The organism is Candidatus Melainabacteria bacterium (assembly GCA_003963305.1).
Taxonomy (GTDB): Bacteria; Cyanobacteriota; Vampirovibrionia; order Obscuribacterales; family Obscuribacteraceae; genus PALSA-1081.
Genome location: RXJR01000003.1, coordinates 230,942 through 256,484, shown reverse-complemented (window position 1 = coordinate 256,484; position 25,543 = coordinate 230,942). Strand labels below are relative to the sequence as shown.

Sequence of the window (25,543 nt, the reverse complement as noted above, 5' to 3'; positions counted from 1 at the left end):
TGTTGACGTCACGCTGTCTGCGTTTTTCTGCTGCTTGCCGCCAGAGTCGTGGCTGTTGTCGCAGCTTTAGCAGTGTCGGCAGACCTGGACGTCGTTATTGCGGACGGACTCATCACGGCGTTCGCTGCTGCCTTGATGGAGGTCACGGTGCGGTCGTTATCCGCCCCTTCATCCACAAACTCGCTGTCGAAGCGCGTGACCGACCCAAATTCTTCGAGTGACCCCGTCTTCCTGGGGAAGGCAAGATTCTCGGCTTTTATGGTCGGGGTGATTCGCTCACGCCCTTCTTTATCAATCCATTTGTCCATCACTAACCGCCCGTTAGCGGTTACCTGATTGCCTTTGGACAGGTACATCATGGCTAATTCACCTAACCTGCCCCAGGCCTCAACCTTGTAGAAGTCAGCACTGTCAGAGGGCTTTTCAACGTTCCGGCTTCTGACATTTACAGCAACTACAAAGGTTGTTCTCGTTTTGCCGCTGGCAAACGCAGTTTGCTCCGGCGGTCGTGTAAGATTCCCCACAATGGATACGATTGCAAAACTCATGATTTTTACCTCCGGGCAAACCCAGGTGAAATTTGGTATCAATTGGGGAGATGTTGTTAGAATACATACCATACGAATGTATGTCAACACATTTCTCGAGATTTTCTTGCGCTTTTTCGAAAGAGCCAACTGGTGCTGAAAAACGCAATTAATCGCTTTCCACGCGACGGTCTGGGGCGGGATGCCAGACGCCAGTCGTCATGAGCGCCAGTGCATAGCGCACTCGTTCCCGTCACGCGCACCAGGGTACGCCCCACGCGCCAAGCGGTTAAGAGAGCAAACACTCAGGGTATGAAATGTTGTGCGAATGAAGGTACCTCGGGTATATACAGCGATTTTCAAGAGCGGATGGGGGACGCTTTATAGTGGCCGAAAACTCTGACGCCTGGTTTCAGCGCTATCGGTTTTGTCAGCCGCTGGGACAGGGCGGCATGGGCATCATTTATCTTGCCGAAGACAGAACTGCTAATAATGCGCCCTGTGTCGTCAAACAGCTGATAAGCAAACATTCCGACCCCGACGAGCACGAAGAAGCGGTTCGTCTGTTTAAGCGCGAAGCAAATATGCTGCGCAAGTTCGACCATCCTGGCATTGTTCGATTCTTCGACGACCACACCACAAACGATGGCAAGTACTTTCTGGTCATGGATTACGTACCAGGAAAAAATCTTGAGTCGATCGTAGCCACGTATGGACCATTCAACTCAGAATCGACTGTAGAAATCGCTATTCAGTGCTGTGAAGTCCTGGAATACTTGCACGAACAAGATCCGCCGATTATCTATCGAGATCTCAAGCCAAGCAATCTTATGCTCACTCCGGACGGTCAGGTTGTGTTTATCGACTTCGGCATCGCCAGGTCGTTTGCACCAAAACAATCTGCAACTCGTGTTGTAACTGCCGGTTACTCACCTCCCGAACAATATTTTGGAAAACCTGAAACGCGCAGCGATCTCTACGCTCTCGGTGCGACGCTTGGACATCTGCTCACCGGGCAACGGCCCAAGCCACTCTCCGTCAGCGCACCACGTCACGTCAACAAACAAGTATTGCTGACGCTCGATGACTTAATTCGCAGAATGACGGCACACAACCCCGTAGACAGACCAGAGACGGCACGCGATGTGCGACACGAACTCTATCGCATCTATCACGAGATCCATCCTGACTTCGAAATTCCAGAAGAAGCGCAGATTCAGATACAGTACCTCTCAGGCTCGCACCAACCGCTGCGCCGTGGCGTTATGAAAGATAGCGCCAACTGGCCTACAAGCTGGAAAGAACAGCAACGCCCCCAGGATCTTCAAGCTAAGACCCGCGAACACGTCAAATCGGTCAACGACAGTCGCCCAAAAGCGCGCACAAAAAATCCTCCGCCAACTCTGTTGAATAAGCTGAAGACCTGGTGGCAAGAGAAATTCAAGGGCAATTAAATCTACTTGAAGAGAGCCTTGAAGCCAATCTCTCGCGACAGGGAAGAACGTCTGTGGCTGCGCAATTCCGCACGCTCGATGATATGCGTAAGCATGTCGGTGTAGAAAACAGGCGGATGCGAATTCATCCACAAATAGAACGCCAATGAGCCAGGCAAGGTATTTATTTCATTGAAATAGAGTTGATTGTCATTCAAATCGACCATGAAGTCTATTCTCGCTACGCCCGCACATCCAAGTGCTTTGAACGCTCTTTTGGCATAATCTTGAGCAGCATCTTTGAGCTCTTTCTTCAAATCTTTCGGATCGATTACACGCGTCAAACCCGCCATACCCTGCGATGGAGGTGCATTCTTTTTACTGCCGCCACCCCGCAAATACTTATCTTCGTAGGTCAGTTCATCACCAGTAGAAGAAACTGGAATTTCAGGCACCGACGCAATTGGCTCAGTGTCGTCCAGTACTGAGACGTTGATTTCCATCTTGTTATCGAGGCATGGCTCAACGATCGCGGCATAATCGTATTTGAAAACCTGCATTAAAGCGGCATCCAGTCCCGCTTTATCCTTAGCCTTGGCGATGCCGATACTCGACCCCAGGTTCAGCGGTTTGACAAAAAGAGGAAATTTCTCCAGCCCGGGAGCACTCATGATCTCTTGCCGAACTTGCGCTAAGTTATTGCCGAGGTTTACTTCAATCGATTCGCGATTGACTATAACGCCAGGTAAAACCGGCACGCCGTGGCTCTCCAGAAGCTTTTTACAATGATATTTGCTCATTCCGACAGCAGCCGATAAGACACCGCATCCGGTGTATGGCACCTCGGCCATCTCCAGCACGCCCTGGATGCATCCATCCTCTCCAAACGTGCCGTGAAATGAAACAAAGAAGACGTCAACCGGCAATACACGCCTGTCAGTGCCGGTTTCGAGCGAAAAATCGCTGCCTGTACCAGGGCGCAAAACAGTTAAGCCACCAACATCAGGTTGAGGAAGAAGTGTCACTTCATCCACTTCAGAAAGCGAGGATGGCATACGTCTGTAAAAATCACGATTGAGCAGAGCCTCTCCGGCATACCATTTACCGGAAGGTGCAATGTAGACGGGGAGCGGGTTGTATTTGACTACATCCATCGCCTTGATCAATTGCAAACCAGTGATAATGGAAATCTCGTGCTCGACCGATCTCCCGCCGAACATCACGGCAATTGTTTTTCTTTTTCTGTCACCGTTTTGCATACTTCTCTCTAAAAGGTCGGGACAGATTCGTAAAGGTCAGGCAGGTCATTTTCAATCAAAACAACGTCACCATCGAGACAAAAATCTTCGGCCAGGAAATTCAGAGCCTCGCGCATGCTTGTAACCAGCTTCAGTTTTTCGTCTTTGAGCCCACCTTCTTTCAAGCCCTCGACGAGCGCTTCTTTGTTGGTCGAACCTACGACAACAACGAGATCACAGAACGCCGCAGCATTCCTGGCGCAGTTCTTGTTCTCTTCAAACTGCTTGTCGCCGAGTTCAATCATGCCTGGAGTGACCAGAATTTTCCTGCCGCCCTTGACACGATTCAATACTTCCAGCGCACCATTGAAACCCTGTGGATTAGAGTTATAGGCGTCGTTCAAGCGCAATACGTTCCCATCTCGAGGCGGCTTGCCATTCCGTACCGCCTGCAGCGAGGCTATCGCCGCACGCTGAGGTTCGAGGCGGTTCGATTCCGTTTTTACATTCTTAATCACAGCCAGCACAAGTTCAGGATTCAATCCCAATACACAAGCCATCGTGAATGTTCCAAGGGCATTTGACAGCATCGGTCGACCAAGCAATGAGGTAGAACCGGTATAAACTTTCCCCTGCCAGCGAATGGCAAAATTCGTGCCTTTCTCGGTCGGCTCGATATCGTACATCAAGGCGTCGACCGGACCTTTCGTCTCATCCAGTCCGTAGACAAAAACACGCTTGTCCTTGTGATTCTCGCCCATCTTTCGGCAATAGTCATAATCACCGTTAATGACCAGCACACCGTCACCGGGCAGAGCCTCAGGCAGCTCAGACTTTGCTTTGAATACATTCTCCTGCGAGCCGAAACGCTCCAGATGCATGGCACCAACCGCGGTGACCAGAGCAGCGTTCGGCGGAGTCAGTGAACACATGCGTTTAATTGAGCCCGTATAGTACGCGCCCATCTCAATAACAGCATACTTGTGCTGCGGTTTCATGCGCTCACGAATCTCGCGCGTCACGCCCATATAGCTATTGATGCTGCGCGGAGTGGTGAATGTCGGACTGACTGTGTTCAATATGTCAGTGAGAATAACCTTGCTGCTCGTCTTACCGTAACTTCCCGTAATGCCGATTACAAAAGGATGCACGGTGCTGAGAATCTTTCGAGCCTCGTTAGCAAAACCCTCCTGCAAGTCCTTTTCATAAGGATCGAGCAGCGCATTTGCCAGAATCAAAATCAGCGGTTCAGCGAAAAATGCAAATACCTGAATCAACCAGAACGTGCTCATCGTCAGCTTGGCAAAACCGGCATCGGTGAAGTCATGCGCGAAATAGAAGAGCAGCACCAACAAACTGATGAAATAAATCGTGCAAGTCAAATTGAAAATGCGTTTGGCCCGATCTGTCATCTTCAGAGCGAGCTTGCCGACTGCGCGTGGGTCTTCTTCCAAACCGGCAACATAACTGAGCCCCAGGGCGATAGCGATATTGAGACCGATTTCTAACGAAAACGAGAGCGGCAAAATAAAGTTCAAGGCAATGCCAACAGCGCTGGTCAAACTTCCGCGCTTATCAAAAGCTTTGCGCTGCATCAGCCAGTCTACAAAGCGTCCCGACTCATAATCTTCCTGCTGCAGAAATTGCAGGTAGCGCAAGCCCCTTCTGTAGAAGAAGTAGAAAGAACATACAGTACAAATGATCAAACAGACGACGCCGGCGAGAGTGTTCACTTCACGTTCCCCGCCTGATTGGACGAAACTCCCTCTGCATCAAGACTGCGGAAAAATTTCAAAATATAGCTGGCGCAAAGATGCGCACCTTCATCCATGAACGGAAAGTGGTCTTTGCCAGGCAAAACGACCAGTTGCGAGTTTTTGATCAGGCTCTTGTATCGCTCACCGAATTCAACAGGCGTTTCATCATCTTTCTCGCCGTAGAGCATGAAAGTTGGCGCCTTCACTTTCAGGGCATCGGGCGTGACGTCTTCCGTCACCGCTTTGACCATTATGTTTTTGAGCGGTCCCGCATTCAAATAATCTCGAGATGCATACTTCGGCGTAAACCAGTTCTGGTAGGTTTTCGTGCCGAATATTCCATCGATAAATTTGCAAGTCTTAGACAGGAACTTCGTTCTCATCGACTTAAATTTTCTCTGCCCGGTCAGTTGACGCTGCAGTCCATGAGCATTAATCAAAACGACGCTTTTCACCTTCTCAGGAAAGCGGCTGGCCATACGAATTGCAACACGTCCACCGAAAGAATGTCCGATCAGATGTGCCGGCGATATATTTTGTTCGTCGATATACTTCGCCATGCGTTCCGCATATTGAATCGTATCCCAGTCGGCATCAGGTTTTGGAGATTTGCCGAATCCCGGCAAGTCAACAATGATGACTTGATTCCACTTACCGAGCAGCTCACCCAGAATCCGCATGGAATCGAGGTTGAGCCCCCAACCGTGCATCATCAAAACGACGTCGCCTTTATCGCCGTATCGAACCGAGTTGATGGGCACTAGCTCAACGCCTGATTGTGTCTCGCTTTGCGTCATAGTGACCACGATAGAACTCACACTTTGAAACTTGATAGCGCATCACGATGCAATCGCACCGCCACAACAAATCATAGCGTGAAGCAGTTAGCTTGCCGCATTTTCAATTGCTAAGACTCGAAAACTTCTCGTTCAGAGTTTGTAAAATCGCCGACTATTTTCCACTCTGGATGCAAACGGATATCGAAATTGTCATAAACAGTATCTTGCATGCGCCTGAGCAATGTTGTTACTTCATCAGATGTAGCGCCGCCCATGTTAATGACGAAATTGGCATGCACTGCCGAAACCGCAGCATTTCCTTCCTTGAGCTGCTTGGCGCCGGACTGATCGAGAAGCAGACCTGCACCTCTGGTCGGTTCTGGATTTTTGAAGGTGCTGCCGGCATTGGGCCAACCAAGCGGCTGAGTCTTCCAGCGATATTCTTCGTTGTGCTTGATATTGGCTTCGATTACATCAGGTCGTTCGTCAGTGAGCCTGAAGCGAGCAGAGAGAACAACGTGCTTAGCCGGATCAAGATTGCATCTTCTATATACAAAACCAATCTCATCATTCGCCAGGGTAATAATCTCTTCTTTCTCGGTGTCGAATATCGTCACCGTCTCGATTAAGTTGGACATGCAACTGCCGTGGGCACCGGCATTCATGATGACGCCTCCACCCACGGTGCCGGGAATGCCGACTGAGAATTCAAAGCCAGACAGACCTTTGGAAGCCGCAAAGCGAGCCAAATGAGGCAATCTCGCCCCAGCATCGGCAACGATGACGTTTGGTTCTGGATTTTCCATACGCTTCATGTGAGCAGTACGGATTACGCTTCCCTCAACCCCTTTAGAAGAAACGAGCAAGTTAGATCCGCCGCCCAGAACAAACCACGGTTGTCCTTGCTTCTTCAACGTTTCCATCAATTCGACTAATTCATCAATAGATTCAGGCTGATAGAAGCTAGCCGCCTCCCCACCTATCTTCAAGGTCGTGTAACGCCAGAGCGGTACGTTACTTTGTGCTTCCATTCGAGTGACCTTGCACCAGGTGCTTAACGAGCGCTGGACCCATGTTTGTGATGTCGCCGGCACCAATCGTTATGACAAGATCGCCAGGCACCAGATGTGCTGCCACTTTCTCAGTCAAAGTCTCGGTAGGCCCATTTAGATAAATGGCTCCGGGATGCTTTACTTCCTTGCAAAAGCGCTCCGACGTGATGTTCTCAATGCCTTTTCCGCGTGCCACATAAACGTCGGCGACGAAGAGGACGTCTGCGTTGGCGAAAGCTCCGCAAAACTCGTTCCACAAGTCACGCAACCGCCCCGGTTGGTGCGGCTGAAAAATTGCAACGGTGCGCTTCAGCTCTTTGCGCCCTTGAATATACTGGCGAGCAGCCTGCAGAAGAGCAACTACTTCAGTAGGATGGTGCGCGTAGTCATCAACCACGACTATCTGATTGTGCTCGCCGATAATCTGAAAGCGACGGTCAACTCCGCTGAACGTGGCAATTGACTCCGCCACCGGGTCGAACTCCTGACCCATCTCGAAAGCCACAACCATTGCAGCAAGCGCATTAGACTTGTTGTGCTCGCCCGGAACAGACAACTCCACTGTTCCCAGTAGCGTATCTTTCTTGAACACTTTCATTCCGAAGCCAGGCAGACTCTCATACGAGTAGTCGTAAGCGCCACCGCCTCTCTTACCGTATACAACCATGCGCTTATCAATAGCCGGCATGACGGCGCGACAGCCCTCATCATCACCGCAAATGACTACAGCGAATGAAGAACCGTTGGCAAACGATGCCATAACGTCACGAATCTGCTTGAGCCCTCCAGGATAATTCTCCAGATGGTCAGCTTCGATGTTCGTCAAAACAGAAATATATGAAGTCACCTGGGCATGGGTTCTGTCGCTCTCGTCAGCTTCTGCGACAAAGTACTCACTCTTTCCCAGATGCGCGTTAGAGCCGATACGGTCGAAAATGCCGCCGACCACAATAGAGGGATCGACACGACAATCGAGCAAAATCTGACCGACCATGCCGGTTGTCGTCGTTTTACCGTGCGTGCCGGAAATAGCGATGAGCTTGGACGATTTGCTCAGCATCGACAAAAGGTCGGACCGATGACATATCGGCAAATTTCGTTCTTGAGCAAACGCATATTCAGGGTTATCGGTCTGAATCGCCGTCGAGACCACCAGCGCACCAGCATCCTTGACGTTGGAAGCCTGATGTCCAATGAAAATCTTAGCGCCGAGAGCTTCGAGTTCTTCTGTAATCGATGACGCCGATTTGTCTGACCCTGAAACCGCCCTGCCCTTGCCTAATAGCAGTCGCGCGATCGCCGACATTCCTATACCGCCGATGCCAATGAAATGGATCGGACCGTCTATTTTATCCAGGTCGAATTTGATCGGAGTTTGCCCAACGGACTGTTCGTGCTGCGTTTGAGCGCAGGATGCCGCATCTATTTCCAACTTAAGCCCTCAGCCACAAGAACCCGCCACAAAGAATGTGAGTGCTACTTGCTGCTTAGTTTGAGAACTTCACCAGCCATTCTCGATTTTTTGCGAGCCGCTGCATTTTTGTGGAGGATGCCTTTGCTGACAGCCTTATCGATAACTTGATAAGCGTTGCCGAGAGCTGTGGATGCTTTTGCGGGGTCACCGCTCTTGACTGAGGCAGCAACTTCATTGCGAACAGTGCGCACTGCCGACTTCCAGGATTTGTTGCGTTGACGATTTCTTTCTGCGACTTCGACGCGTTTAATAGCTGATTTGATATTAGGCACGATAAATTTCCGACGTTTTAGGAATGACGATACAAGCTGTGTAGTTTATCACATGCAGCTTCAAAGGTTGCCGGGCGGAGCGTTTAACCCTATTTCAAAAACACCAGAAAACGCAAAAACCCGCTTCTTGAGCAGGTTTCGAGATGGAACAATTGTTAATCTGCTCAGATCACTCTTGCAGTTTGAGCGTCTTGGCAATCAAGTCGTTGAACTTCTTGGCTGCGTTCGGACCTTTTTCGTCGAGGCAGAAGTCCAGCCTTACCTGCTTATTCGACCAGGAAGTGGGTGTCTCACTTTCGGTTGGAGCCTGCTGATGGCAAGGATTCTTGTCATCACGGTCTTCACCAGATTTATCTACGTTCTTTCGACTCATACTCGAAGGACGTCATTCACACTTTGATTGAAGGCACGGTTGTTTGGATATAGATAGTCAAACTGAGCCATTACATCTTTGACGTTCGCTTGTGTTCCTATGTTGAACCGATCAGACTCAGGCATTCGGCTCACGGGGTCGGCGAATTTCGCGTAGTTAGCCACTTCTGCGTATTTAGCATCGCCAGCACTGTTGTCTGCGATTAAGACTCTGTCCGCGACATTGGCAGCATCATTGGTTCTGGCAACGTTTGGTGACTTTTGCACTTCTGCATTCAAACGATTGGTTGCTTCTGTAGCCGCTGCATTGAGTTGCTGCTGCTCTTGGCTTTCGCCTTTTCCTTCGGCGGGTTTATCGTGGACCATAATGATTCTTGATTACTCCTAGCCAGACAGGGGATTCTGGTTCGTTTTGGTAACTGGCGGTCGCGCCGTCAATTTCGTCAGGGGGCTTGCCAGTTATTTCAACCTTTGAGCTTGATACCAATATACGTCTGGGGCGTAAGAGCGTCTATGTGGTTAATACGTAGTGGTTTATTAAAGCAGTCACACCCAGACAGACTAGCCATTCACAGACTTTTCAACCTACTCAAATTTGTAGCAGACAGGGGCTGAAACCGCCGCGGGAAATCCGTTTTCAAAATGAGACCTTGCAAAAGCCCGAGACTCCCATATATTCAATTTTCCGTCACTCAGGGTCGTTTTTTAAGCGATATCAGTTTAAAACCTACTGCGTGACCTTCCAATCAAACCTGTAGCGGATTTCGACGGATCGCGGAGCCCCTTTTGGCAAGGGGTCAATCGGGCTCGCGTCTTTCAAAGCTTCAAGGGCCGATTGGTCAATTGCTTCCACTCCACTTGACTCGACCACCGTGCCATCCACAATCGAACCGTCCCGGTTGATTCTGAAGGTCACACCGACCCGTCGCTGCTCGATACCCTTAGGCGGCTTCCACTTGGCCTGGATATCCTTTTTCATCTTGTCCATATAGGCTGAGTAGTCTATGTCCTGGACGTCATCGTCATCATCGTCGGGGTCAGGAGCAGCGGGCTTTTTGTGCAGCTCCTTTGCACCTTCTTCTGCGGCTGGCGCGGAAGGCGGAACGCTTCCGGCCCTGACCAGAAGATCGGGGCGAGTCAGTGCCAGCTGGTCAATCGGATGACCGAAAGCAAGTCGACTCTGCTCGTGCGGATTGGCCTTGACCGGAACCCCAATAGCCACAGCTCCCAACTCATGATTCTCATTCAGCAGCGCATACTGAGGATGCTGCTCCCTGCCAGTTTCCCTGGCACCAGTTTCCGTACTCTGGCAAACATATTTGGCGACCGAATCGAAGTTCATTGCGCCATTGTTCGTCTTCAGACCCTCGACGAAATAATGAGTAAACAAAGTCGTACCCATGTCATTCGACTGATAGCTCGGTTGTCCGGGCAGGTTCGAAGCGAGAATTGTCACCCTGGCGGCATTCGCCATGTTCTGCCAGAGCGGTCGGGGCGCCCCGGCTTCCGGATTGAGTGGCGCGAGATCAGTGACACAGATGATGTTTTTGCTCTGGGTGCGCCGGTGTATTTCAGTCAAAAGTTCAGTCAGGGAAAGCCCCGTCGCAATTGGCGAGCCCGCCACCGTATCGTAAGTGCAGAGAATGGCATCGTCGGTGGTAAATGAAGCGCGCCCACAAACGTAAATCAGTATCAAGTCGTTAGGCAAAGCCTTTTTAATCAGCCATCCTTCGGTCAGTAAGTATTGAGAGTACTTTTTGGTCGCCTGCACATCAAACAAAGTGGTTATGTGATCGTCGACGAAACGACCGGCATTTGGGTCTTTTATAATCTTTGAGAGGATAGCCAGATTAGGTGTCGTTTCACGAACGGTCGCAATTTTCGAATCCCGGTATTTCGTCAAACCAATGAGGACTGCCCACTTATCCCGAATCACTAGAGGCGGCGGAGCTTTTTCTTTATTGAACTGTTTGACGAATCGTTCTTTCGATATCGTCGGAAAAGCACTTGCTCCTTGTGCCCCAATCAGCAACAGAGCGGATAGCGAAACCACCGATAGTCTTACGATAGACATACAACCCCTTCGGATACCGCCAACTGCTGAAGAGCCAACAATTCACTTGCCGTAGCTAAATCAGCAGCATCTTTGTTTAGTGTCCCACAGCAGCGCTCGATTTGTTGCACGATTGGCTGATCTAATTCGTAGAGATCGTAAACCAGCTTATCGATTGCGCGCTCAATGCGCACTTGCATATCTGAACCATGCACAGAATTCAGTCTTCTGTACAAACGCGTCAGATTTTCTATTTGTTGCTCGATAGCGGCGTTTTGCTCTGGTAGGGGCATAGACTCGAGTGTTTCGATATCGATCTGAGCAAGAGCACGCCCTTGCTCACGCGTCTTCAATCTGTACAAGTAAAGCCATAGTCTCGAATTCAGCAAACCGTCTATATAGTGAAGACTCAAGGACGCACCAGTGCGACCGCTCAAACTGTGAACATTGTTCAGATGATAGAGTCCTTCGTCATCATAAGCAGCGATCAGGCTATCGCCGGTTTGCCTGATCAAAATCTTGGGGTTCTCAATCACCCTGGAATCGAACCCGCCTTTATACAAAAGTGATGGTTCTATATTCAACCAATCTCCCGCCCACGTCACTACATGCGGTGACACCGAAGAACCGGATGTAATTCCGCGATGCCATTGCTTGCCGCGAGACTGAGGAGCAACAATCGAACTCTGTCCATGCAAAGCTCTGATACCAGTCCGTCCCTGGAACTGACTTGATAAAGGCTCAAGTCTGTCTATCAATTCACACAGATTTTGATCGATTTTGTTGAAAACCAGTCGAAACCGATATTGATCCGGGGAGACCAGCAGTGACTTGGGCAGAGCATAAAATGAGGGCACAGAGTCGATATGAGTGAAGAGATCTACCGAATAATCAGACGACTCTGCTGCATTTCGCTCTTTGGCAATTTGCTCTTTGGCAATTTGCTCTTTTGGAGTTTGCTCTTTTGGAGTTTGCTCTTTTGCAGTTTGCTCTTTTGGAGTTTGCTCTTTTGCAGTTTGCTCTTTTGCACTTCGCTCTTCAGAAATTCGCTCTTCTGCAGTTCGTTCATATGTGGCTACACACCATCTGCCCACCACGGCACCGGGAACGGTATCAGCAGGCAATTCTGCCAGAGAACGCACTTTAGACCTGGATATTAAAAGCTGTCTCAACTTCTTATAGTAGCCGCCTGTAAGAAAGCCATCGGGTACTAACAAGCTGGCTACTCCGCCCGTCTTAGTGAATCGCAGAGCAATGTCTTGAAATATTGAATGTATACGAATTTTGTACTCAGCCGATTGAGGAAATTTATGACGCAAATATGCAGTGGCACTTTCAAGGAGCTTCGGTTGATTTCTGGCCCCAAAACTTACATACGGAGGATTCGTAATTACTAGCGCAAAGGTTCGGTTGTCATCCCCTGATGGCAACGCACTGGTAACCAAATACTCGGACGGCGCATCATATAAGGTATCCGTATTCCTGATGTTCTTGCGCAAAAGCGCCAACAACTTCTTTGCCTCTGTGAGCAAATCTCCCTCGGGTATCTCCATCAAGCAATCAACGAGTGCAATCATTAGAGCGATACGAGTAAGAGCGGCAGCTCTTCCATCGAGTTCGCAACCGAAAAGATTGGCACCAGAAAAGCGCAAAACAGCAAGTGGATTGTTGCAGTGTCTCTTGAACAGTCGAATCGCCCCTAGCAAAAAGTTGCCGGTGCCGCAAGAAGGATCAAAAACCGTGCAATCATCCAGAAATTCTTGCAAATCAGGCTGTGCATGAGCATCTTTGAACCTGGCAGCAAATGATTTGACGGCAATAATGAACTTATCTTTCGCTGAATCTGTCGCTCGTTCAAAGCAATAATCAACTATATGTGCGGGAGTATAAAACTGCCCTACCAGACGTCGCTTGTCCTTCTCTTGTATATGAATCGGTATAGAGAACTTCCCATCCGCCTCGAATTTCAAAGGATACTTGTGGATATGCTCGTAAAGCGAACCTATCATTTCAATTTCAGCAGAACAGCCATCTAGAAGGTTCTTGCATCTCTCAAAAACCTGCTCGAATAATTCTGTACTCAGATTGCTAGCGAATGGATATGCCCCACCCTCGCACCAAAGTCCGCTCAGACAGCGCGATACTCGCTCCAGAGCCGAAGGCATAGCACCTTTGTATACAGACGAACCACATGTGGTGACAAGCCAGAAACATAATGCTCGAAAAGCATATTCCTCGGATAATTCGCAGACATGATCGGCATGGCGAATATCTTCTCGCATGCTGATTCGATCACTCTCGTAACGAAGTATTACTTCGGTCGCAATCAGCCTCAGTTCCCTGAAGATACTGGAAAGTTTCTTTTCGCGATTCTTGTTGGCGGCGGAGTTCTTCACATTCACTATCTTCTCACAAAACCGCATGGAGACATCGTTTACCTCAGTCCACGCTTGCCGCATAACGTTAGATCAATGAACCACGGGCGTTGCGCAAAACAATTTCAGTTTGCAAGTTGGTGCCGCTAAGCTTGGGTATTAAATTATCTACAGCTGTAGAAAACCCTGTAGATAACATATGTAAGTTGTTTCGATATGTCTAAATCCAAATGCTAGCCGAAGCAGCAAAATCGTATATATTTGGTGGTTTGGCGGGCAGTCATGATGATGACCATAGGCGGCTAGATGTCAGGAACCCTGTTCATTGTTGCGACTCCAATTGGCAACCTGGACGACTTAACAATCAGAATTCGCAAAGTAATTGAACAGTCTAAATTTGTTCTTGCGGAAGACACTCGCGTCACAATAAAAATTCTCAATCACCTGAATCTGAAAAAGCAGATGGTGAGCTGCCACGAACACAACGAAGGCGCTCGCCTGCAAGAACTTGCTCAAGCCGCTGCTCAAGGAGATTCTGTCGCGTTGATTTCTGATGCAGGCACACCCCTGATATCAGATCCGGGTTACCAGATCGTCAGAGAAGCGATTGCGCTGGGAATGTCAGTCGTGCCCATTCCAGGACCGAGTGCATTTCTGCTGGCGCTGGTGGGGAGCGGCTTGCCATGCGATAAATTCGTATTCGAGGGGTTTCTGCCCGATAAGGTTTCAGCACAAAAATCTCGGTTGGAAGAATTACGAACCGACAACAGAACAATCGTTTTCTACGTTTCTCCGCACAAGTTGATCAAAAATTTGACTGCGCTTCTCGACGTCTTTGGAGACCGCGATATTTGCCTTGCCAGAGAACTAACCAAACTGCATGAAGAGTTCGTGCGCGGCAAGATTTCCACGATTATCGAAAAATACTCGAACCAGGAAATTCGTGGCGAATTCGTACTCGTCGTTGCCGGTATGACTGCAAACAGTCAGAGTGAAACAACCGAAGACGAGCTCAGGGACGCTATCAGAAAAGAACTCAAAGCAAATCGTTCAGTAAAAGATATAGCGGCGCTGCTGGCAGACCAGTTCCACTGCAAAAAATCAGATGTGTACAGATTGGCTCTGGATGAGCAAAACGCTGGCGAACAGCTGAGCGACACTTGAGCGACACTTGAACGACACTTAGAATCGAATGAAGCGCATCAGATTCAATCCAGTATTTAAGCCCTGGTTGAGTGTACTGCCCCAATTGATTCCCGCTTTCGGCGCAGCCGGTTGCGGCGCTGCTGCCTGCGCAGAAGCAGCGGCGGGAGCGTCACTCGGCGCCCCCATGTCTTGCGCAATCGGTGGATCGAGCACAACGAAGACATCAAAGTCAGGCGGAGAGCCTGCCGGGGGTGGATTGAAAGGCGATGCCGACTTAGCAGCTTCGATGGCAGCATTATCAGCGGTGGCAACACCGGCAGTATTAACGCGAACGTCAGAAACCTGACCGTTTCGATGCATCTTGAACAGAACGACAATCGGCGGGTACACGGCTCCCATCGGGGGCTGGAAGTGCTGACGAACACGTGACTGCAGGTCGGCAATGTATTGCGTATAGTCTATGTTCGGCGACCATTCATCGAAAGCAGAGATGGGGTCAGGAATAGCTGCCAGTTTCTGCATCAATTCATCGGCTTCATGATATTGCTTCAAATTGCGATAGGCACTCGCTTGAATCGTGTAAGCCTCTTTAAGACGCGGTTTCAATTCCATGGCAAGGGCGGTATCGACGATTGCATCGTGGTATTTGCCCATTGAATTTAGTATTTGAGCTCGCGTACAAAAAGCCTCTGCATAATCAGGGTTCAACTTGATTGCATAGCGCACGTCTTCCAGGGCTTCGTCGTTCTTCTCAAGTTGCCATTCTACGCGGGCGCGACGATTATACGGCTCCGGGTTTTTCGGATCAGCATCGGCAGCTTTAGTGAAAAAATTGAACGCATCGCTATAAGCACCATGTCTGGAAAAATACTTTCCCCGTTCCAGGGGCGATGCATTTGCAGCAGGCTTCGCGCTCGCTGCAGAGGCGGTTTTGGATGGCATCGAAGCAGCCGATTGCACGCGAGGCACACGCAACTGCTCTTCGGACGAAGTGACACCACTTGTGGTCGGACTCCGCATCGGACGCAATGGCTTCAATTCCTGACAGAACGCTGATTGCGTCGAAAGCAAGCAGCAAGTAAACGTCGGCAGCGCCGCTAAAATGGTATTTGACGGGAAGAAATTCTTCGATCTCATGGCAAGATCATATACTCCAACTAATTTTGGTATATGAAAATTTGCTCCGAGAAGGCGTGTTTGACAGGTTATTTAACCAAAGTCTCCAGATCTCCACGAACCGTCCGAGACTCAAACGCGGCTGTGGCTGCGGGAATTTCCTGTATATGCGCCGTCTCATAATCATTTTGTTTTCGATGCGTTCCTTTCGGGAATTCAAGCTCAGCGCTACCATTTAACGATTTATAAGCCTCAATAATCGCCTGATCGAAATTCGGATTGTTGCTTTCCACCAACCGAGGTTCAAGACGATGATCCGCCCAGACCGTGATGTGCACTCGATTTGTGCCAGCTGGATTTCCGTGTTTTGGCATTGTCGTGCGCAACGCCGCGCATACTAAATCGTTTACATGCTGATACCAGCGATCCCACAGCAGCATCTCATCGGCACAAGCTGCCAGCTCGGGAACAGCCTGGGCACCAGCGTTTGGCTTGACGTCCAAATTTGTTTTTTTATCCCGTTTTTTCTTTTTCGCCACATCTTGAAAACCATCTGGGTTAGCGCGCTTAGGTATCGCTGCGATGTCACGGCCCGGTGGCGGCTGCAAAATTCGAGAATTATCCTGACCTGGTGCGATATTTGCACCATCAGCAGGTCTCGTAAAAAGCATTGGATTCAACTCCACCCGACTGGACGGAGCTTGATTGTCCAGCGGCAACCGCGAGGGAGGCGTGAACCATCCACCGTCAGGTCTGATCGGCGGCGCATCTACAGACAACAATGTCCGAGTCGGAGCCCCTTCTGGTTCGGAACGCTGCGGCACTCCAAGAGCTGTACGTTGCGGACGTCCATCCGAAACTACCGGTCGAGGCGCTCCACCATTGGTTTGACCACGAATTGGACGCCCCTGAGGAGTATCATCTGCACGAACCGGAGCTCGGTCCAAATCGGGATTATCTCGAAATCGTGCCCTCTGAATCTCAGCTTCGGTGATTGGCGGCGGCTTAGCCACGGGCACCGCATCCGTTTTTTTGATTTGAATGATTCGCATCACCGCTGAATAACTCGGTGTACGTGCGCCAAGAGAAATACCCTGATCGCTCACCTGCCCTTGCAGAGCATTACGCTGTGAATCTTGCACGCTCCCCTTAAGCGGAGGTCGACCGGTTTGATCCACCGCACCGCGCAATGGTTCACTCGCGAATTTACCAACTCCAGGCTGAAGAGTCGGAGCAGCGACTTTCTGCTCAACGCCGCCTTGTAAGGGCGGAGCGGTAGTCGCTTTCTGCTCGACGCCGCCTTGCAATGGCGGAGCGGTAGTCACTTTCGTATCAACACCGCCTTGCAATGGCGGAGCAGTAGTCACCTTCGTATCAACTCCGCCTTGAAGCGGTGCGTTATCTTTCTGCTCAACTCCACCCTGAAGCGACGAAGGGGGGATATCTTTCTGATCGCCTTCAATTTGATTCAGTGAAGGTATGACAGCATCTTGCTCATCAGCATGTGCCCAAACACGACTATTAGTCATGATTGTTGCGGCAAGAACAATTGATAAAGTCAATCTCGACTGCATGCAAATACTTTCCAGCTAAGGAGACTAAAGTGACATCTGAGGCTCTCTTTGTCAAGACAAACGATGTTCCGGCAGTTCTGAGCCACCAGACACCGCATCGAAAGGCTCAACAAATTAGCCAAATCGAAAAAGGAAACAACTCAAGTCGATCATATGATCTGGCACATGCTCAGGAATGTGCCTCCACAGGCAGTATCACTTCAGCTTGCAGTCAAAGCAATCAACAGAAAACTCGAGGCTCAGTTGCAGTTAACTTACTTTGAAAAGCCATCGCAGGGAGCAGAAGAATGTAATAATTACAAGACGGTGGCGTCGATGCAAAGTGAATGCCAAACCCCGTGTAAGTATGGAAACCGCACGAATGTTCGAAACCGGCAAAGTATATAAAGTAAAGGTAGAGGTCGCACCCGGCGAAATAGGTTTCGGCCGTGCCACCATTGTCGAAAAATCAGGCAATCAACTGTGCGTTCAAATCAAGACCAGTAAAGAGTCCAACAAAGTTCTACCGAAAGGTACAAAAATATGGTTTGTCAGCGATTCCGCTGACAATACTTTCAATGGGCTCTGGTCAAGCTCGGTGATGGGAGCCCAGCACACTGGCGGGAAAACGGGCATGCTTTGCTCAACGCCAAAGCTCGATCCCGTCATACAGCGACGCAGACAACCACGTGTAGCCGTCGACGTACCAGTGCGAATGTCAAGCACAGATGGTCAGCGATTGGGCTCAGAAATCCGAACAAAAGACATTTCCCGATCAGGAGTGGCGCTGGAGACACTGCAACCACTTCCTGATGATATTGGTTTGAGTGTAAACATAGTCATTGAATCTTCCGTCGGCGAAATCGCAACCGCAAGCCGCGTCATTCGGGTGGAACGTAACTGGCTCGCAAATAAGACTGTCATCGGACTGGAATTCACTGATATGAAACCAGACGACGTTGCGACTCTGGACAAACTACTGTTGCTGCTGGGCGGAAAGACTCGGAATGCAGATGCTGGTGCAGACCAGAGCGACGACAAACCAAAACGCGCAAAGCAAGGACTCTCCAGCTGGATTCACGGATCAGGCGGTTCGGCACCAGCAACAGATAAGCGATTTATAGGCAGCAATTTTGCCGAAGAACAAAAAGTAGAACAAACAACGGACGAAAATACAAATGACGGATAGCCCGATGACCCTGGTAGAAGCAGTTGTACTGGGGGTTGTTCAAGGTCTGACTGAGTTTCTCCCCATCAGCAGCACGGCACATTTGCGCGTGGTGCCTACCGTGTTGGGTTGGGGTGATCCCGGAGCCGCCTACTCGGCAGTGATTCAGATTGGCTCAGTTGTCGCGGTACTAACTTATTTCTGGAAAGACATACTTAGTATCGCATCTGGTGCCTTTCGAGCAATTAGAGAAAAGAATTTCAGCGATCAAGATTTCAGAATCGCCGGCGCGATTGCAGTCGGAACTCTGCCAATCTGCATCATCGGCTTGCTGCTCAAAAAAATGATTGAAGGGCCACTGAGAGCGATGATAGTTATCGGCGTAGCTTCGCTTGTGATGGGTTGCTTGCTTATGATTGCCGAAAAACTTGCAAAACACGTGCGCGGCATCGACAGCATCACCGGCAAAGATGGGTTTCTCGTCGGTCTCGGTCAGGCTATGGCTTTGATCCCAGGCTGCTCGCGCAGCGGTTCAACATTGACCGTAGCCATGTTTCTAGACCTCAAACGCGAAGATGCTGCAAGATTTAGCTTCTTGCTCGGCATCCCAGCATTGATTCTGAGCGGATTGCTTGAGCTGAAAGAAATGATGAGCGCGGGGATGAATGGCGAACAAACGATCAATCTCGCAGTCGGTTTGATTGTTTCAACAATCTCCAGCTACGCCGCAATTGCCTGGTTCATCAAGTACTTGCGAAAACATAACACATACGTTTTTGTTGCTTATCGAATCTTGTTTGGTATCGCTGTCATTTATCTGTCGACGCGAATCCAGTAATCAACGCCAATAATCAACGCTAATCCACACTAATTAACGCTTGCCGCTGTCTTCTTCAAGTGGTGCCAACCCCTCAGGGTCTGTCAAAGAAGCCTCATCCATCTCTTTGAATACCACCGCTTTCGACTTCGCTGACTGTTGAGCGGAACCGGTTGGCGGCTGGTTCTGAGCTATAGCCTGAGGCGACGGAGGTACAAGTGTTGGCGGCACCAGCGAAGGTGGCTGAGACGAGGGTTCGGTCTGAGACTCAGTGTCGTCTTTCGTTTGATAGGCTCTTATAGTGGCAAGCGCTTTGTTCTTCTCTTCGCGCAGTCTGCGAATTTCGTCATCCTTCTGTTTAAGCGCACCATCGCCAATAACAGGCTTTCCAGAATTGCCGGGTGCGGTTGCCTTGGAATAAAAGAAGACGCAAATCCCGGCAAGCATCATCACTCCGACGCCAATCACAGCTGCTTGCACCAGTTTAAGCGGTTGCTTCTGCTTGGGCACGAACTCGAGTTCTTGCTGCATTTCAGGCGCACTTTGATAGCGCAGCCAGACATCTTGCGCTGTCGCCCGCTGCACAATCTCGTCTGTATGGTCCGATATCTTTGGATTGATGCGTTTTGGCGAGCAAACCTGCAATGCCAACGGCTCTTGCCCGGTGAGCAAAAAGTGCATGGTGGCGCCCAGCGCGTAGATATCTGACCGGGGGTCAGCAGCGCCCCAGTATTGCTCAGGCGGTGAATAGCCTGCCGAAACCACGTGAGTATTATCAGAGTCTTCGGCATAAGGACGAGCGATACCAAAATCGACCAGCTTCACCCGATCTTTGGTGTCGATCATGACGTTGCTCGGCTTCAAATCACGATAGATGACCTTAGGCTCGTTACTGTGCAAGAAATGAAGCACATCGGCAATCTGGATTGCCCACTGAAGAACCTGTTCCTCCGGAAACGGCTCACCACGCTGATTAAGCATCTGGTGCAGGTTCTCGCCCTCGACATACTCCATGACGAGATAGTAATTTTCATCTTCCTCGAAGGTGTCGAGAATGCTGACAATATTCTGATGCTTAAGCGGGCTGAGAACATCTGCTTCCCGCTTGAAAAATTCGAGCGCCTTTTGCTTGTCTTCCTCGCGAAAGAAATCATCTCGCAGTTTCTTGACGACACAATAGCGATTAGCGAGCCGCATATCTCTCGCCATGTAAACCGTTCCCATGCCGCCCTGCCCCAGGTGGCTGACAACTTCGTACCGCTTTTGCAGGACAAAGTGGACCTCACGCGGCTGACTGGCCCTGGTCATTCCGTCAAAAGACCCTGAATTGTTCGGCCCTGGCATATTCCTTAAATCGCTCACCCGAAGGAACAACTTTAAGTATAACAACGTTTAAGCTTTGCACAGCAGCCAATTTGCCCTCGCCCCTGCGCCAGATTGTGAACTGGAACGGAGAATGGGCTCACGCGTTACACAAGATGAATGTACAACCCCAATGTTTAGCAAAAACGTACAGCCAGAATTTATTGCGTTTAATCAGCGCAGTAAGCCACGATTATTACCATACGTCCGACCTGATGAAAAACAATCATCGCCATACGCCCGCAGGCACCATATTTAGTATCAATAATCAGCGCGGCTGAGTGCTGAAACTACCCGGATTATGATCGCTTTCGGAATACTTAGAGACCAGACTCTGCTCAGCATCATGTGCGAGAACAGCAGGGGGAGGCACTTTACCGCTGCCCAATTTCTCATAAGACCGCCACCACAATTCACTTCCGTCCAGAAGCGCCTCGTGAATCCAGAGCACCTTATACTTCGGATCCTGTTTCACGTACTCAGTGTCATGAGCAGGGTCACTCCACCAGGCAATAGCAAACTCTCTGCGCTTCGAATAGGGAATGTAACTATCCCATTTCACATCCATCTGCTGACCGGAATCCGCGACCATTTTTGCGTAATCCATGGCGAAGTCAGCCTTTTGCTCTGGTGTCGTTTTCCGGTAACCGCTTTTAAAAAGCCTGGGTTCCTGCCCAAAAAACCATCCGTCAACGACAGTCTGGTCGACCTGATGAGCCTGCTCGACAATTGACTTATGCATCTGATCTTCAGGCACTTTTGGCATTGCTCGTGGCGTCACCGGCTGTTCCGAACAACCAGCCATTGCCATCACACAAACACTTAAAAGTGCCACTCTACGAAGAAACGAATTCATGCAAGGTTCGATGTGAAAAGTTGGTGCTTCCGGCAAAGACTGCGGTAAAGATCAAGTCCCTTCCGATGCGCAGGTGTAAATTCGAAATTCAATTCCTCTATAAAATACTTACGCAGGCGTTCACGGCTCAACGGCAAGCGCTCCATAGATTCAGCGATAACCTCGTCCAGCGCAGTCGACAGACCCTCCTGCCTGGCTCTCACAAGTGCTGCACTAATCTCGCTGAAAGTCTCTTTATTAGACTCAACCCAACTATTTTTAGCGGCCCAAACACCAAATGTCATCGGCAAATTATAAGTTTGATGCCACCAGGCACCCATATCCCAACGCTGAAATTTGCTGGTCCAGTCAGGGTCTACGAGCAAAGCTCGATCACCTATAACCAGAGCCGCATCAAGGTCGCTGCAATCGAGGTCGGGCGACTCGGCCGGCACCAAACACGGCTCAACACCATGATGTTCCTGGAGCAAAACACGCAGCAAATTGATTGAAGTGGCTGATGACATTGGAACAGCTATTTTGCAATTTCCCAGGTCTTTTAAATCCTTCTTACTGAAGAACAGCACGCTGCCGACAGCGCCAATGCTTGAGATGGAAAGATCGGGCAGCAGTTGCATGTCAGAACTTTCGAGATAGAAGAAAGAGCTCATCGCTCCGAGATCTAGCTTCTTTTTAGCGTACTGGCTGTTCAGTTCGGAAGGAGTGCCGAAAACTATTCGCGCCTTTATCTCATCGCAATGGCGCAACATCGGCACCACTACAGGCAAAGAATTGATGAAGTTGATCTGACCGAGCCGGGCAAGCGCTCTTATGTTCTGGTCTTCTTTGACGTTCGGAAGAGTCTGCATTTTGATTCCTTAGACCGGGCCCATCCACCCGGGCAAGGAAAGGATAACACCTGCAAGCAAAGTGTTTTAGGCTACGGCGTTAAGAACGCCAATTCTTCACAGAAAATTCCCAATAAAACGGGAGGAGACCGCTAAGACTTCATGTATGCTTCGTGGGTCTCGCTCCCTGATCACCATTATCCAGGTGAGAGCCAAGTCGTCAAGAGGCTACAGGAAAAGCGGGGCGACAAGAGACATTTTTGAGGGAGACAGCCCAGTGAGAATGGTAGACCTCATCCTAGCTAAGCGCTCAGGACGTGCACATACAAAAGCAGAAATTGATTTCCTTATCAAAGGCGTCACCGACGCTTCGATTCCTGACTATCAACTTTCGGCCTGGCTGATGGCAGTGTGCTGGCAGGGAATGACAGCCGACGAAACTGCCTGGCTGACTGATGCCATGTGCCACTCTGGCTCTGTTCTCGACCTTTCATCGATAGGACCGCTCGTTGCCGATAAGCACAGCACGGGAGGAGTCGGCGATAAAACAACTCTCGTTTTCGTGCCATTGCTGGCAGCAGCCGGCATTCCGATGGCTAAACTCTCCGGGCGCGGGCTCGGACATACAGGCGGCACAATTGACAAGTTGGATGCAATTCCAGGCTTCAAAAGCGACCTATCAATTGACCACTTCATCAAACAGGTGAAGGAAATCGGCATGGCGATAGGAGGTCAAACCAGCGAATTGGCGCCGGCAGACGGAAAAATTTACGCCATGCGCGATGTCACTGGAACAGTCGAATCGATACCGCTCATAGCCGCATCAGTCGTGTCGAAAAAGATCGCAGCTGGCGCCAACTTGATCATCCTGGATGTGAAGTGCGGACGCGGTGCCTTTATGGAGACAGAGGCAAAGGCTGTCGAATTAGCAAAGACCATGGTGGAAGTTGGTCACAGGCTGAATCGCCCTGTGACAGCCGTAGTCACAGACATGGAGCAGCCACTCGGATTAGCAGTTGGTCATACCCTTGAAGTGATCGAAGCCATCGAGACGCTCAAAGGCAGTGGACCTGCGGATCTTCAAGAGCTCTGCATGGAACTTGGCTCATTGGCACTGATCAGTGCAGGCAAATGCAAAGACAAAGAATCGGCTCACAAAATTCTCAAGGGCCTGATGGAAAGCGGCAAAGCGCTGGAAAGTTTCCGCACATTGCTGAAAGCACAAGGCGGAAATGACGCAGTGATCGAAAATCATTCACTCATGCCCACGGCCAAACATAAGTACGAATTTCTGGTGCCGGGCAATGGCACAAAGTGGGTTGAACATCTCGACGGACGCAAAGTCGCCGAAGCCTGCAAGTTGATGGGTGCGGGACGGGAAAAGAAAGGCGATCCAATCAATCTTGCAGTTGGTGTCGTTCTTCGCGACAAGGTCGGCGCGAAGGTGGAAGGCGGGACGGCAATTGCTGATGTTTACGCCGACACACCGGAGCAGTTTGAAGCTGCAAAAGCCAAACTAACAGAAGCTTTTACCTTCAGCGATAAACCGGTTAAGGCTCCTGCCATAATCAAAGCAAGTGTTTCTTGATAAACGGCATCCATCAAAGCAAGTGATTCTGAAGCCCTTATGACAGCACAGCAAATCAATAAGTGATGATCACCTCGAAATGGTAACCTGGCGGCTAATCACTTATGGAGAATTCGAACCAGCCTTCAACATGGCTGCAGACGAGGCTATTCTTGAAGCGCATCTGGCGGGCGAAGTGCCACCAACGCTTCGACTTTATGGCTGGGATCCCGCCGCGATTTCGATTGGCTATTCCCAGAAAATTTCCGACCAGGAGATTCGCTCAATCAAAAGCCACGGACTGGATGTAGTTCGCAGAACGACAGGCGGACGCGCGGTTCTACACCTGGGCGACTTGACTTATTCATTTGTCGCATCGAGTACCGCTGTCGGATCGACTGCCGCAGCGAACTTGGAAGACCAACTCGTTTCAGGTGCGGGCAGCCTTTTGAGCACCAGCGTCGTCGCCGCCTACAAAGAAATCTGTCAGGGTCTGATTTATGCGCTTGAACAGTTTGGTATTACACTGACTCTCGGTTCGTCAAAATCAGATTACCGGGCAAACTACGATTGCTTTAGAGCGACTACTAACGCGGATCTCCAGTATGAAGGCAAAAAAATGATCGGCAGCGCGCAACTGCGACGCAAAACTGCAGTTTTACAGCATGGCTCGATTCTGCTCAACCAGGAGCAAAATAAAATCAGTGAGGTCTTCGGAGCTGACTCCCTCGCAGCCAACGCTGAAAATACTGGAGATAGGCACGCCAATCTGTTCGAAGTATTAAATAGAAGCGTAAGCATGCAAGAACTCGAACAAGCGATGAAAATTGGCTTTGCAAAAGCATTTAACGTCGAATTCGAACACGCCCCTCTGACAGAGAATGAAGCAAACACCATCGCTAGCTTGACCTCGAAATACAAGCTCTAAGACACGCTCGAATCAATGCGATTCGAAGTTTTATCTCGACACTACCGAAGCGACCATTTACAATTACATTCAGTACTAACGAGTTCAACGAGATCCCTTGCCGCTAGACCGTTTGATCCAAAGCTATCTCTGTACTTTGAGCATTCTTGCATTTCAAGCAACTTCAGCTTGCTTTGCAGACAGCAACCAGATGCTGCTGTCAGATCCGACAATCGTGCACGTTGCAGACGGCATGATGAAATTGGACTTTAAAAATTCCCCGGGCGTTACTAAAGTCTATGGCTCCAGTCTGCTGGACGATTGGAGGATAGCCTACTTACGAGGGAAAGATGAGCAAGCAGAAGCGTATCTCAAAACAATCGTGAATAAAACTCGCGGTGATACAAACTTCTATCCGCTCTTTCTCAAGATCTCGCAGCACAATGCGTTTGATGAATCACCGAGCTACATTACGGAAAGAACAGAACCCAAAAGGTTATATGGCGACATGCGAAATTCCATCCGACGCCTGGCTGGCAAAGATAGCTATTTCCTTGCCGACGTAGACGAACATTGCCGCTCTAAGGTTTTCTCAACCAATGAACAAATTTTAGAAGTTTGCCTGGAAGAGTTAGCCATACGAAAAAAACATCCCACAATCAACCAGAAAGCCTTGTGGGATGTATATGCCGACCTCGGCGCAGCTCAAGCCAACCTTGGGCAAAAACAGCAAGCAATTCATACCTACTCCGAAGCAAGGCAGATGCTCAAGCAGTTCGGTTTGGCTGGTTCAGATGACGATGTCGAAATTAAAGAAGCGATGGAAAAGCTGACACGCGTAAACCGTACGGGTCCGAACAAAGCCGGTAAAGTCAAATAGTCTGAGCGGCAG

At 49.8% G+C, this 25,543-nt stretch carries 23 protein-coding genes; 7 read left to right on the top strand and 16 right to left on the bottom strand.

The window, feature by feature from the left end; translation table 11 throughout:
- Window positions 1–8: 8 nt before the first annotated feature.
- Window positions 9–635 carry a single-stranded DNA-binding protein gene (locus EKK48_04215; GenBank protein RTL45269.1) on the bottom strand — a complete coding sequence of 209 codons (627 nt, stop codon included), beginning with the start codon at window positions 633–635 and terminating at the stop codon, window positions 9–11.
- Window positions 636–913: 278 nt separating this feature from the next.
- On the opposite strand from EKK48_04215, the gene EKK48_04210 reads away from it, so the two are divergent.
- The gene (locus EKK48_04210) at window positions 914–1,981 is read left to right on the top strand and encodes a serine/threonine protein kinase (protein RTL45268.1); all 1,068 of its coding nucleotides are present in this window, start codon (window positions 914–916) and stop codon (window positions 1,979–1,981) included.
- Between the two features lie 2 nt (window positions 1,982–1,983).
- Here the strand turns inward: EKK48_04210 and EKK48_04205 are convergent, their stop codons facing one another.
- From EKK48_04205 to EKK48_04160, 10 genes are all read right to left on the bottom strand, one after another.
- On the bottom strand, window positions 1,984–3,219 hold the full coding sequence (locus EKK48_04205; GenBank protein ID RTL45267.1) for a D-alanine--D-alanine ligase: 1,236 nt from the start codon (window positions 3,217–3,219) through the stop codon (window positions 1,984–1,986).
- Window positions 3,220–3,227: 8 nt separating this feature from the next.
- Complete coding sequence (locus EKK48_04200; GenBank protein RTL45266.1) at window positions 3,228–4,931, bottom strand: UDP-N-acetylmuramoyl-tripeptide--D-alanyl-D-alanine ligase; 1,704 nt, start codon at window positions 4,929–4,931, stop codon at window positions 3,228–3,230.
- Window positions 4,928–5,752 carry an alpha/beta hydrolase gene (locus EKK48_04195; protein ID RTL45265.1) on the bottom strand — a complete coding sequence of 275 codons (825 nt, stop codon included), beginning with the start codon at window positions 5,750–5,752 and terminating at the stop codon, window positions 4,928–4,930. Before EKK48_04195 ends, EKK48_04200 begins: the two co-directional genes overlap by 4 nt.
- 110 nt (window positions 5,753–5,862) lie before the next feature.
- Window positions 5,863–6,765, bottom strand: coding sequence for a UDP-N-acetylmuramate dehydrogenase (murB, locus tag EKK48_04190; GenBank protein RTL45264.1), 903 nt, complete (start codon window positions 6,763–6,765; stop codon window positions 5,863–5,865).
- On the bottom strand, window positions 6,749–8,218 hold the full coding sequence (murC, locus tag EKK48_04185) for a UDP-N-acetylmuramate--L-alanine ligase (protein RTL45263.1): 1,470 nt from the start codon (window positions 8,216–8,218) through the stop codon (window positions 6,749–6,751). Before murC ends, murB begins: the two co-directional genes overlap by 17 nt.
- A gap of 44 nt (window positions 8,219–8,262) precedes the next feature.
- Window positions 8,263–8,532 carry a 30S ribosomal protein S20 gene (rpsT, locus tag EKK48_04180; protein ID RTL45262.1) on the bottom strand — a complete coding sequence of 90 codons (270 nt, stop codon included), beginning with the start codon at window positions 8,530–8,532 and terminating at the stop codon, window positions 8,263–8,265.
- A gap of 169 nt (window positions 8,533–8,701) precedes the next feature.
- Complete coding sequence (locus tag EKK48_04175) at window positions 8,702–8,905, bottom strand: hypothetical protein (GenBank protein RTL45261.1); 204 nt, start codon at window positions 8,903–8,905, stop codon at window positions 8,702–8,704.
- Entirely contained in the window at window positions 8,902–9,270 is a 369-nt protein-coding gene (locus tag EKK48_04170) for a hypothetical protein (GenBank protein ID RTL45260.1), read from the bottom strand. The genes EKK48_04175 and EKK48_04170 overlap by 4 nt, the downstream gene beginning before the upstream one ends.
- Before the next feature lie 361 nt (window positions 9,271–9,631).
- Window positions 9,632–10,978: a TonB C-terminal domain-containing protein gene (locus tag EKK48_04165; protein ID RTL45259.1), complete on the bottom strand. Its 1,347-nt coding sequence runs from the start codon at window positions 10,976–10,978 to the stop codon at window positions 9,632–9,634.
- On the bottom strand, window positions 10,966–13,416 hold the full coding sequence (locus tag EKK48_04160; protein RTL45258.1) for a hypothetical protein: 2,451 nt from the start codon (window positions 13,414–13,416) through the stop codon (window positions 10,966–10,968). Before EKK48_04160 ends, EKK48_04165 begins: the two co-directional genes overlap by 13 nt.
- Window positions 13,417–13,638: 222 nt before the next feature.
- Between EKK48_04160 and rsmI the strand changes: the two genes are divergently transcribed.
- A complete protein-coding gene (rsmI, locus tag EKK48_04155) occupies window positions 13,639–14,496 on the top strand; it encodes a 16S rRNA (cytidine(1402)-2'-O)-methyltransferase (GenBank protein RTL45257.1) in 858 nt (285 codons plus the stop codon).
- An 18-nt stretch (window positions 14,497–14,514) separates the two neighbouring features.
- Here rsmI and EKK48_04150 read toward each other — a convergent pair whose 3' ends face one another.
- Entirely contained in the window at window positions 14,515–15,615 is a 1,101-nt protein-coding gene (locus tag EKK48_04150) for a TonB family protein (protein ID RTL45256.1), read from the bottom strand.
- 68 nt (window positions 15,616–15,683) lie between these two features.
- Window positions 15,684–17,168 carry a hypothetical protein gene (locus EKK48_04145; protein RTL45255.1) on the bottom strand — a complete coding sequence of 495 codons (1,485 nt, stop codon included), beginning with the start codon at window positions 17,166–17,168 and terminating at the stop codon, window positions 15,684–15,686.
- Between the two features lie 346 nt (window positions 17,169–17,514).
- Between EKK48_04145 and EKK48_04140 the strand changes: the two genes are divergently transcribed.
- Together EKK48_04140 and EKK48_04135 are read left to right on the top strand one after the other, a co-directional pair.
- Window positions 17,515–18,336: a PilZ domain-containing protein gene (locus EKK48_04140; protein ID RTL45254.1), complete on the top strand. Its 822-nt coding sequence runs from the start codon at window positions 17,515–17,517 to the stop codon at window positions 18,334–18,336.
- A complete protein-coding gene (locus EKK48_04135; protein ID RTL45253.1) occupies window positions 18,326–19,153 on the top strand; it encodes an undecaprenyl-diphosphate phosphatase in 828 nt (275 codons plus the stop codon). The genes EKK48_04140 and EKK48_04135 overlap by 11 nt, the downstream gene beginning before the upstream one ends.
- 33 nt (window positions 19,154–19,186) lie before the next feature.
- Here EKK48_04135 and EKK48_04130 read toward each other — a convergent pair whose 3' ends face one another.
- The 3 genes from EKK48_04130 to EKK48_04120 form a co-directional block, all read right to left on the bottom strand.
- Window positions 19,187–20,476: a serine/threonine protein kinase gene (locus tag EKK48_04130; GenBank protein ID RTL45252.1), complete on the bottom strand. Its 1,290-nt coding sequence runs from the start codon at window positions 20,474–20,476 to the stop codon at window positions 19,187–19,189.
- Between the two features lie 286 nt (window positions 20,477–20,762).
- On the bottom strand, window positions 20,763–21,350 hold the full coding sequence (locus EKK48_04125) for a hypothetical protein (GenBank protein RTL45251.1): 588 nt from the start codon (window positions 21,348–21,350) through the stop codon (window positions 20,763–20,765).
- Complete coding sequence (locus EKK48_04120) at window positions 21,347–22,198, bottom strand: hypothetical protein (protein ID RTL45250.1); 852 nt, start codon at window positions 22,196–22,198, stop codon at window positions 21,347–21,349. The genes EKK48_04125 and EKK48_04120 overlap by 4 nt, the downstream gene beginning before the upstream one ends.
- 256 nt (window positions 22,199–22,454) lie before the next feature.
- Here EKK48_04120 and EKK48_04115 point away from each other — a divergent pair, with 256 nt between their 5' ends.
- The 3 genes from EKK48_04115 (at window position 22,455) to EKK48_04105 (ending at window position 25,531) form a co-directional block, all read left to right on the top strand.
- Window positions 22,455–23,765: a thymidine phosphorylase gene (locus EKK48_04115; protein ID RTL45249.1), complete on the top strand. Its 1,311-nt coding sequence runs from the start codon at window positions 22,455–22,457 to the stop codon at window positions 23,763–23,765.
- A gap of 79 nt (window positions 23,766–23,844) precedes the next feature.
- Complete coding sequence (locus EKK48_04110) at window positions 23,845–24,672, top strand: lipoate--protein ligase family protein (GenBank protein RTL45248.1); 828 nt, start codon at window positions 23,845–23,847, stop codon at window positions 24,670–24,672.
- 190 nt (window positions 24,673–24,862) lie between these two features.
- Window positions 24,863–25,531 (top strand): hypothetical protein, encoded by a 669-nt coding sequence (locus EKK48_04105; GenBank protein ID RTL45247.1) that lies wholly within the window; start codon window positions 24,863–24,865, stop codon window positions 25,529–25,531.
- Window positions 25,532–25,543 lie beyond the last annotated feature (12 nt).

What these genes read in the sequence shown, in the direction of transcription:
- EKK48_04205 (RTL45267.1), bottom strand. Translation starts at nt 3,219, where the DNA reads ATGCAAAACGGTGACAGAAAAAGAAAAACAATTGCCGTGATGTTCGGC.
- EKK48_04195 (RTL45265.1), bottom strand. Translation starts at nt 5,752, where the DNA reads ATGACGCAAAGCGAGACACAATCAGGCGTTGAGCTAGTGCCCATCAAC.
- murB (RTL45264.1), bottom strand. Translation starts at nt 6,765, where the DNA reads ATGGAAGCACAAAGTAACGTACCGCTCTGGCGTTACACGACCTTGAAG.
- EKK48_04175 (RTL45261.1), bottom strand. Translation starts at nt 8,905, where the DNA reads ATGAGTCGAAAGAACGTAGATAAATCTGGTGAAGACCGTGATGACAAG.
- EKK48_04170 (RTL45260.1), bottom strand. Translation starts at nt 9,270, where the DNA reads ATGGTCCACGATAAACCCGCCGAAGGAAAAGGCGAAAGCCAAGAGCAG.
- EKK48_04165 (RTL45259.1), bottom strand. Translation starts at nt 10,978, where the DNA reads ATGTCTATCGTAAGACTATCGGTGGTTTCGCTATCCGCTCTGTTGCTG.
- EKK48_04160 (RTL45258.1), bottom strand. Translation starts at nt 13,416, where the DNA reads ATGCGGCAAGCGTGGACTGAGGTAAACGATGTCTCCATGCGGTTTTGT.
- rsmI (RTL45257.1), top strand. Translation starts at nt 13,639, where the DNA reads ATGTCAGGAACCCTGTTCATTGTTGCGACTCCAATTGGCAACCTGGAC.
- EKK48_04150 (RTL45256.1), bottom strand. Translation starts at nt 15,615, where the DNA reads ATGAGATCGAAGAATTTCTTCCCGTCAAATACCATTTTAGCGGCGCTG.
- EKK48_04145 (RTL45255.1), bottom strand. Translation starts at nt 17,168, where the DNA reads ATGCAGTCGAGATTGACTTTATCAATTGTTCTTGCCGCAACAATCATG.
- EKK48_04140 (RTL45254.1), top strand. Translation starts at nt 17,515, where the DNA reads ATGGAAACCGCACGAATGTTCGAAACCGGCAAAGTATATAAAGTAAAG.
- EKK48_04135 (RTL45253.1), top strand. Translation starts at nt 18,326, where the DNA reads ATGACGGATAGCCCGATGACCCTGGTAGAAGCAGTTGTACTGGGGGTT.
- EKK48_04130 (RTL45252.1), bottom strand. Translation starts at nt 20,476, where the DNA reads ATGCCAGGGCCGAACAATTCAGGGTCTTTTGACGGAATGACCAGGGCC.
- EKK48_04125 (RTL45251.1), bottom strand. Translation starts at nt 21,350, where the DNA reads ATGAATTCGTTTCTTCGTAGAGTGGCACTTTTAAGTGTTTGTGTGATG.
- EKK48_04120 (RTL45250.1), bottom strand. Translation starts at nt 22,198, where the DNA reads ATGCAGACTCTTCCGAACGTCAAAGAAGACCAGAACATAAGAGCGCTT.
- EKK48_04110 (RTL45248.1), top strand. Translation starts at nt 23,845, where the DNA reads ATGGTAACCTGGCGGCTAATCACTTATGGAGAATTCGAACCAGCCTTC.
- EKK48_04105 (RTL45247.1), top strand. Translation starts at nt 24,863, where the DNA reads ATGCTGCTGTCAGATCCGACAATCGTGCACGTTGCAGACGGCATGATG.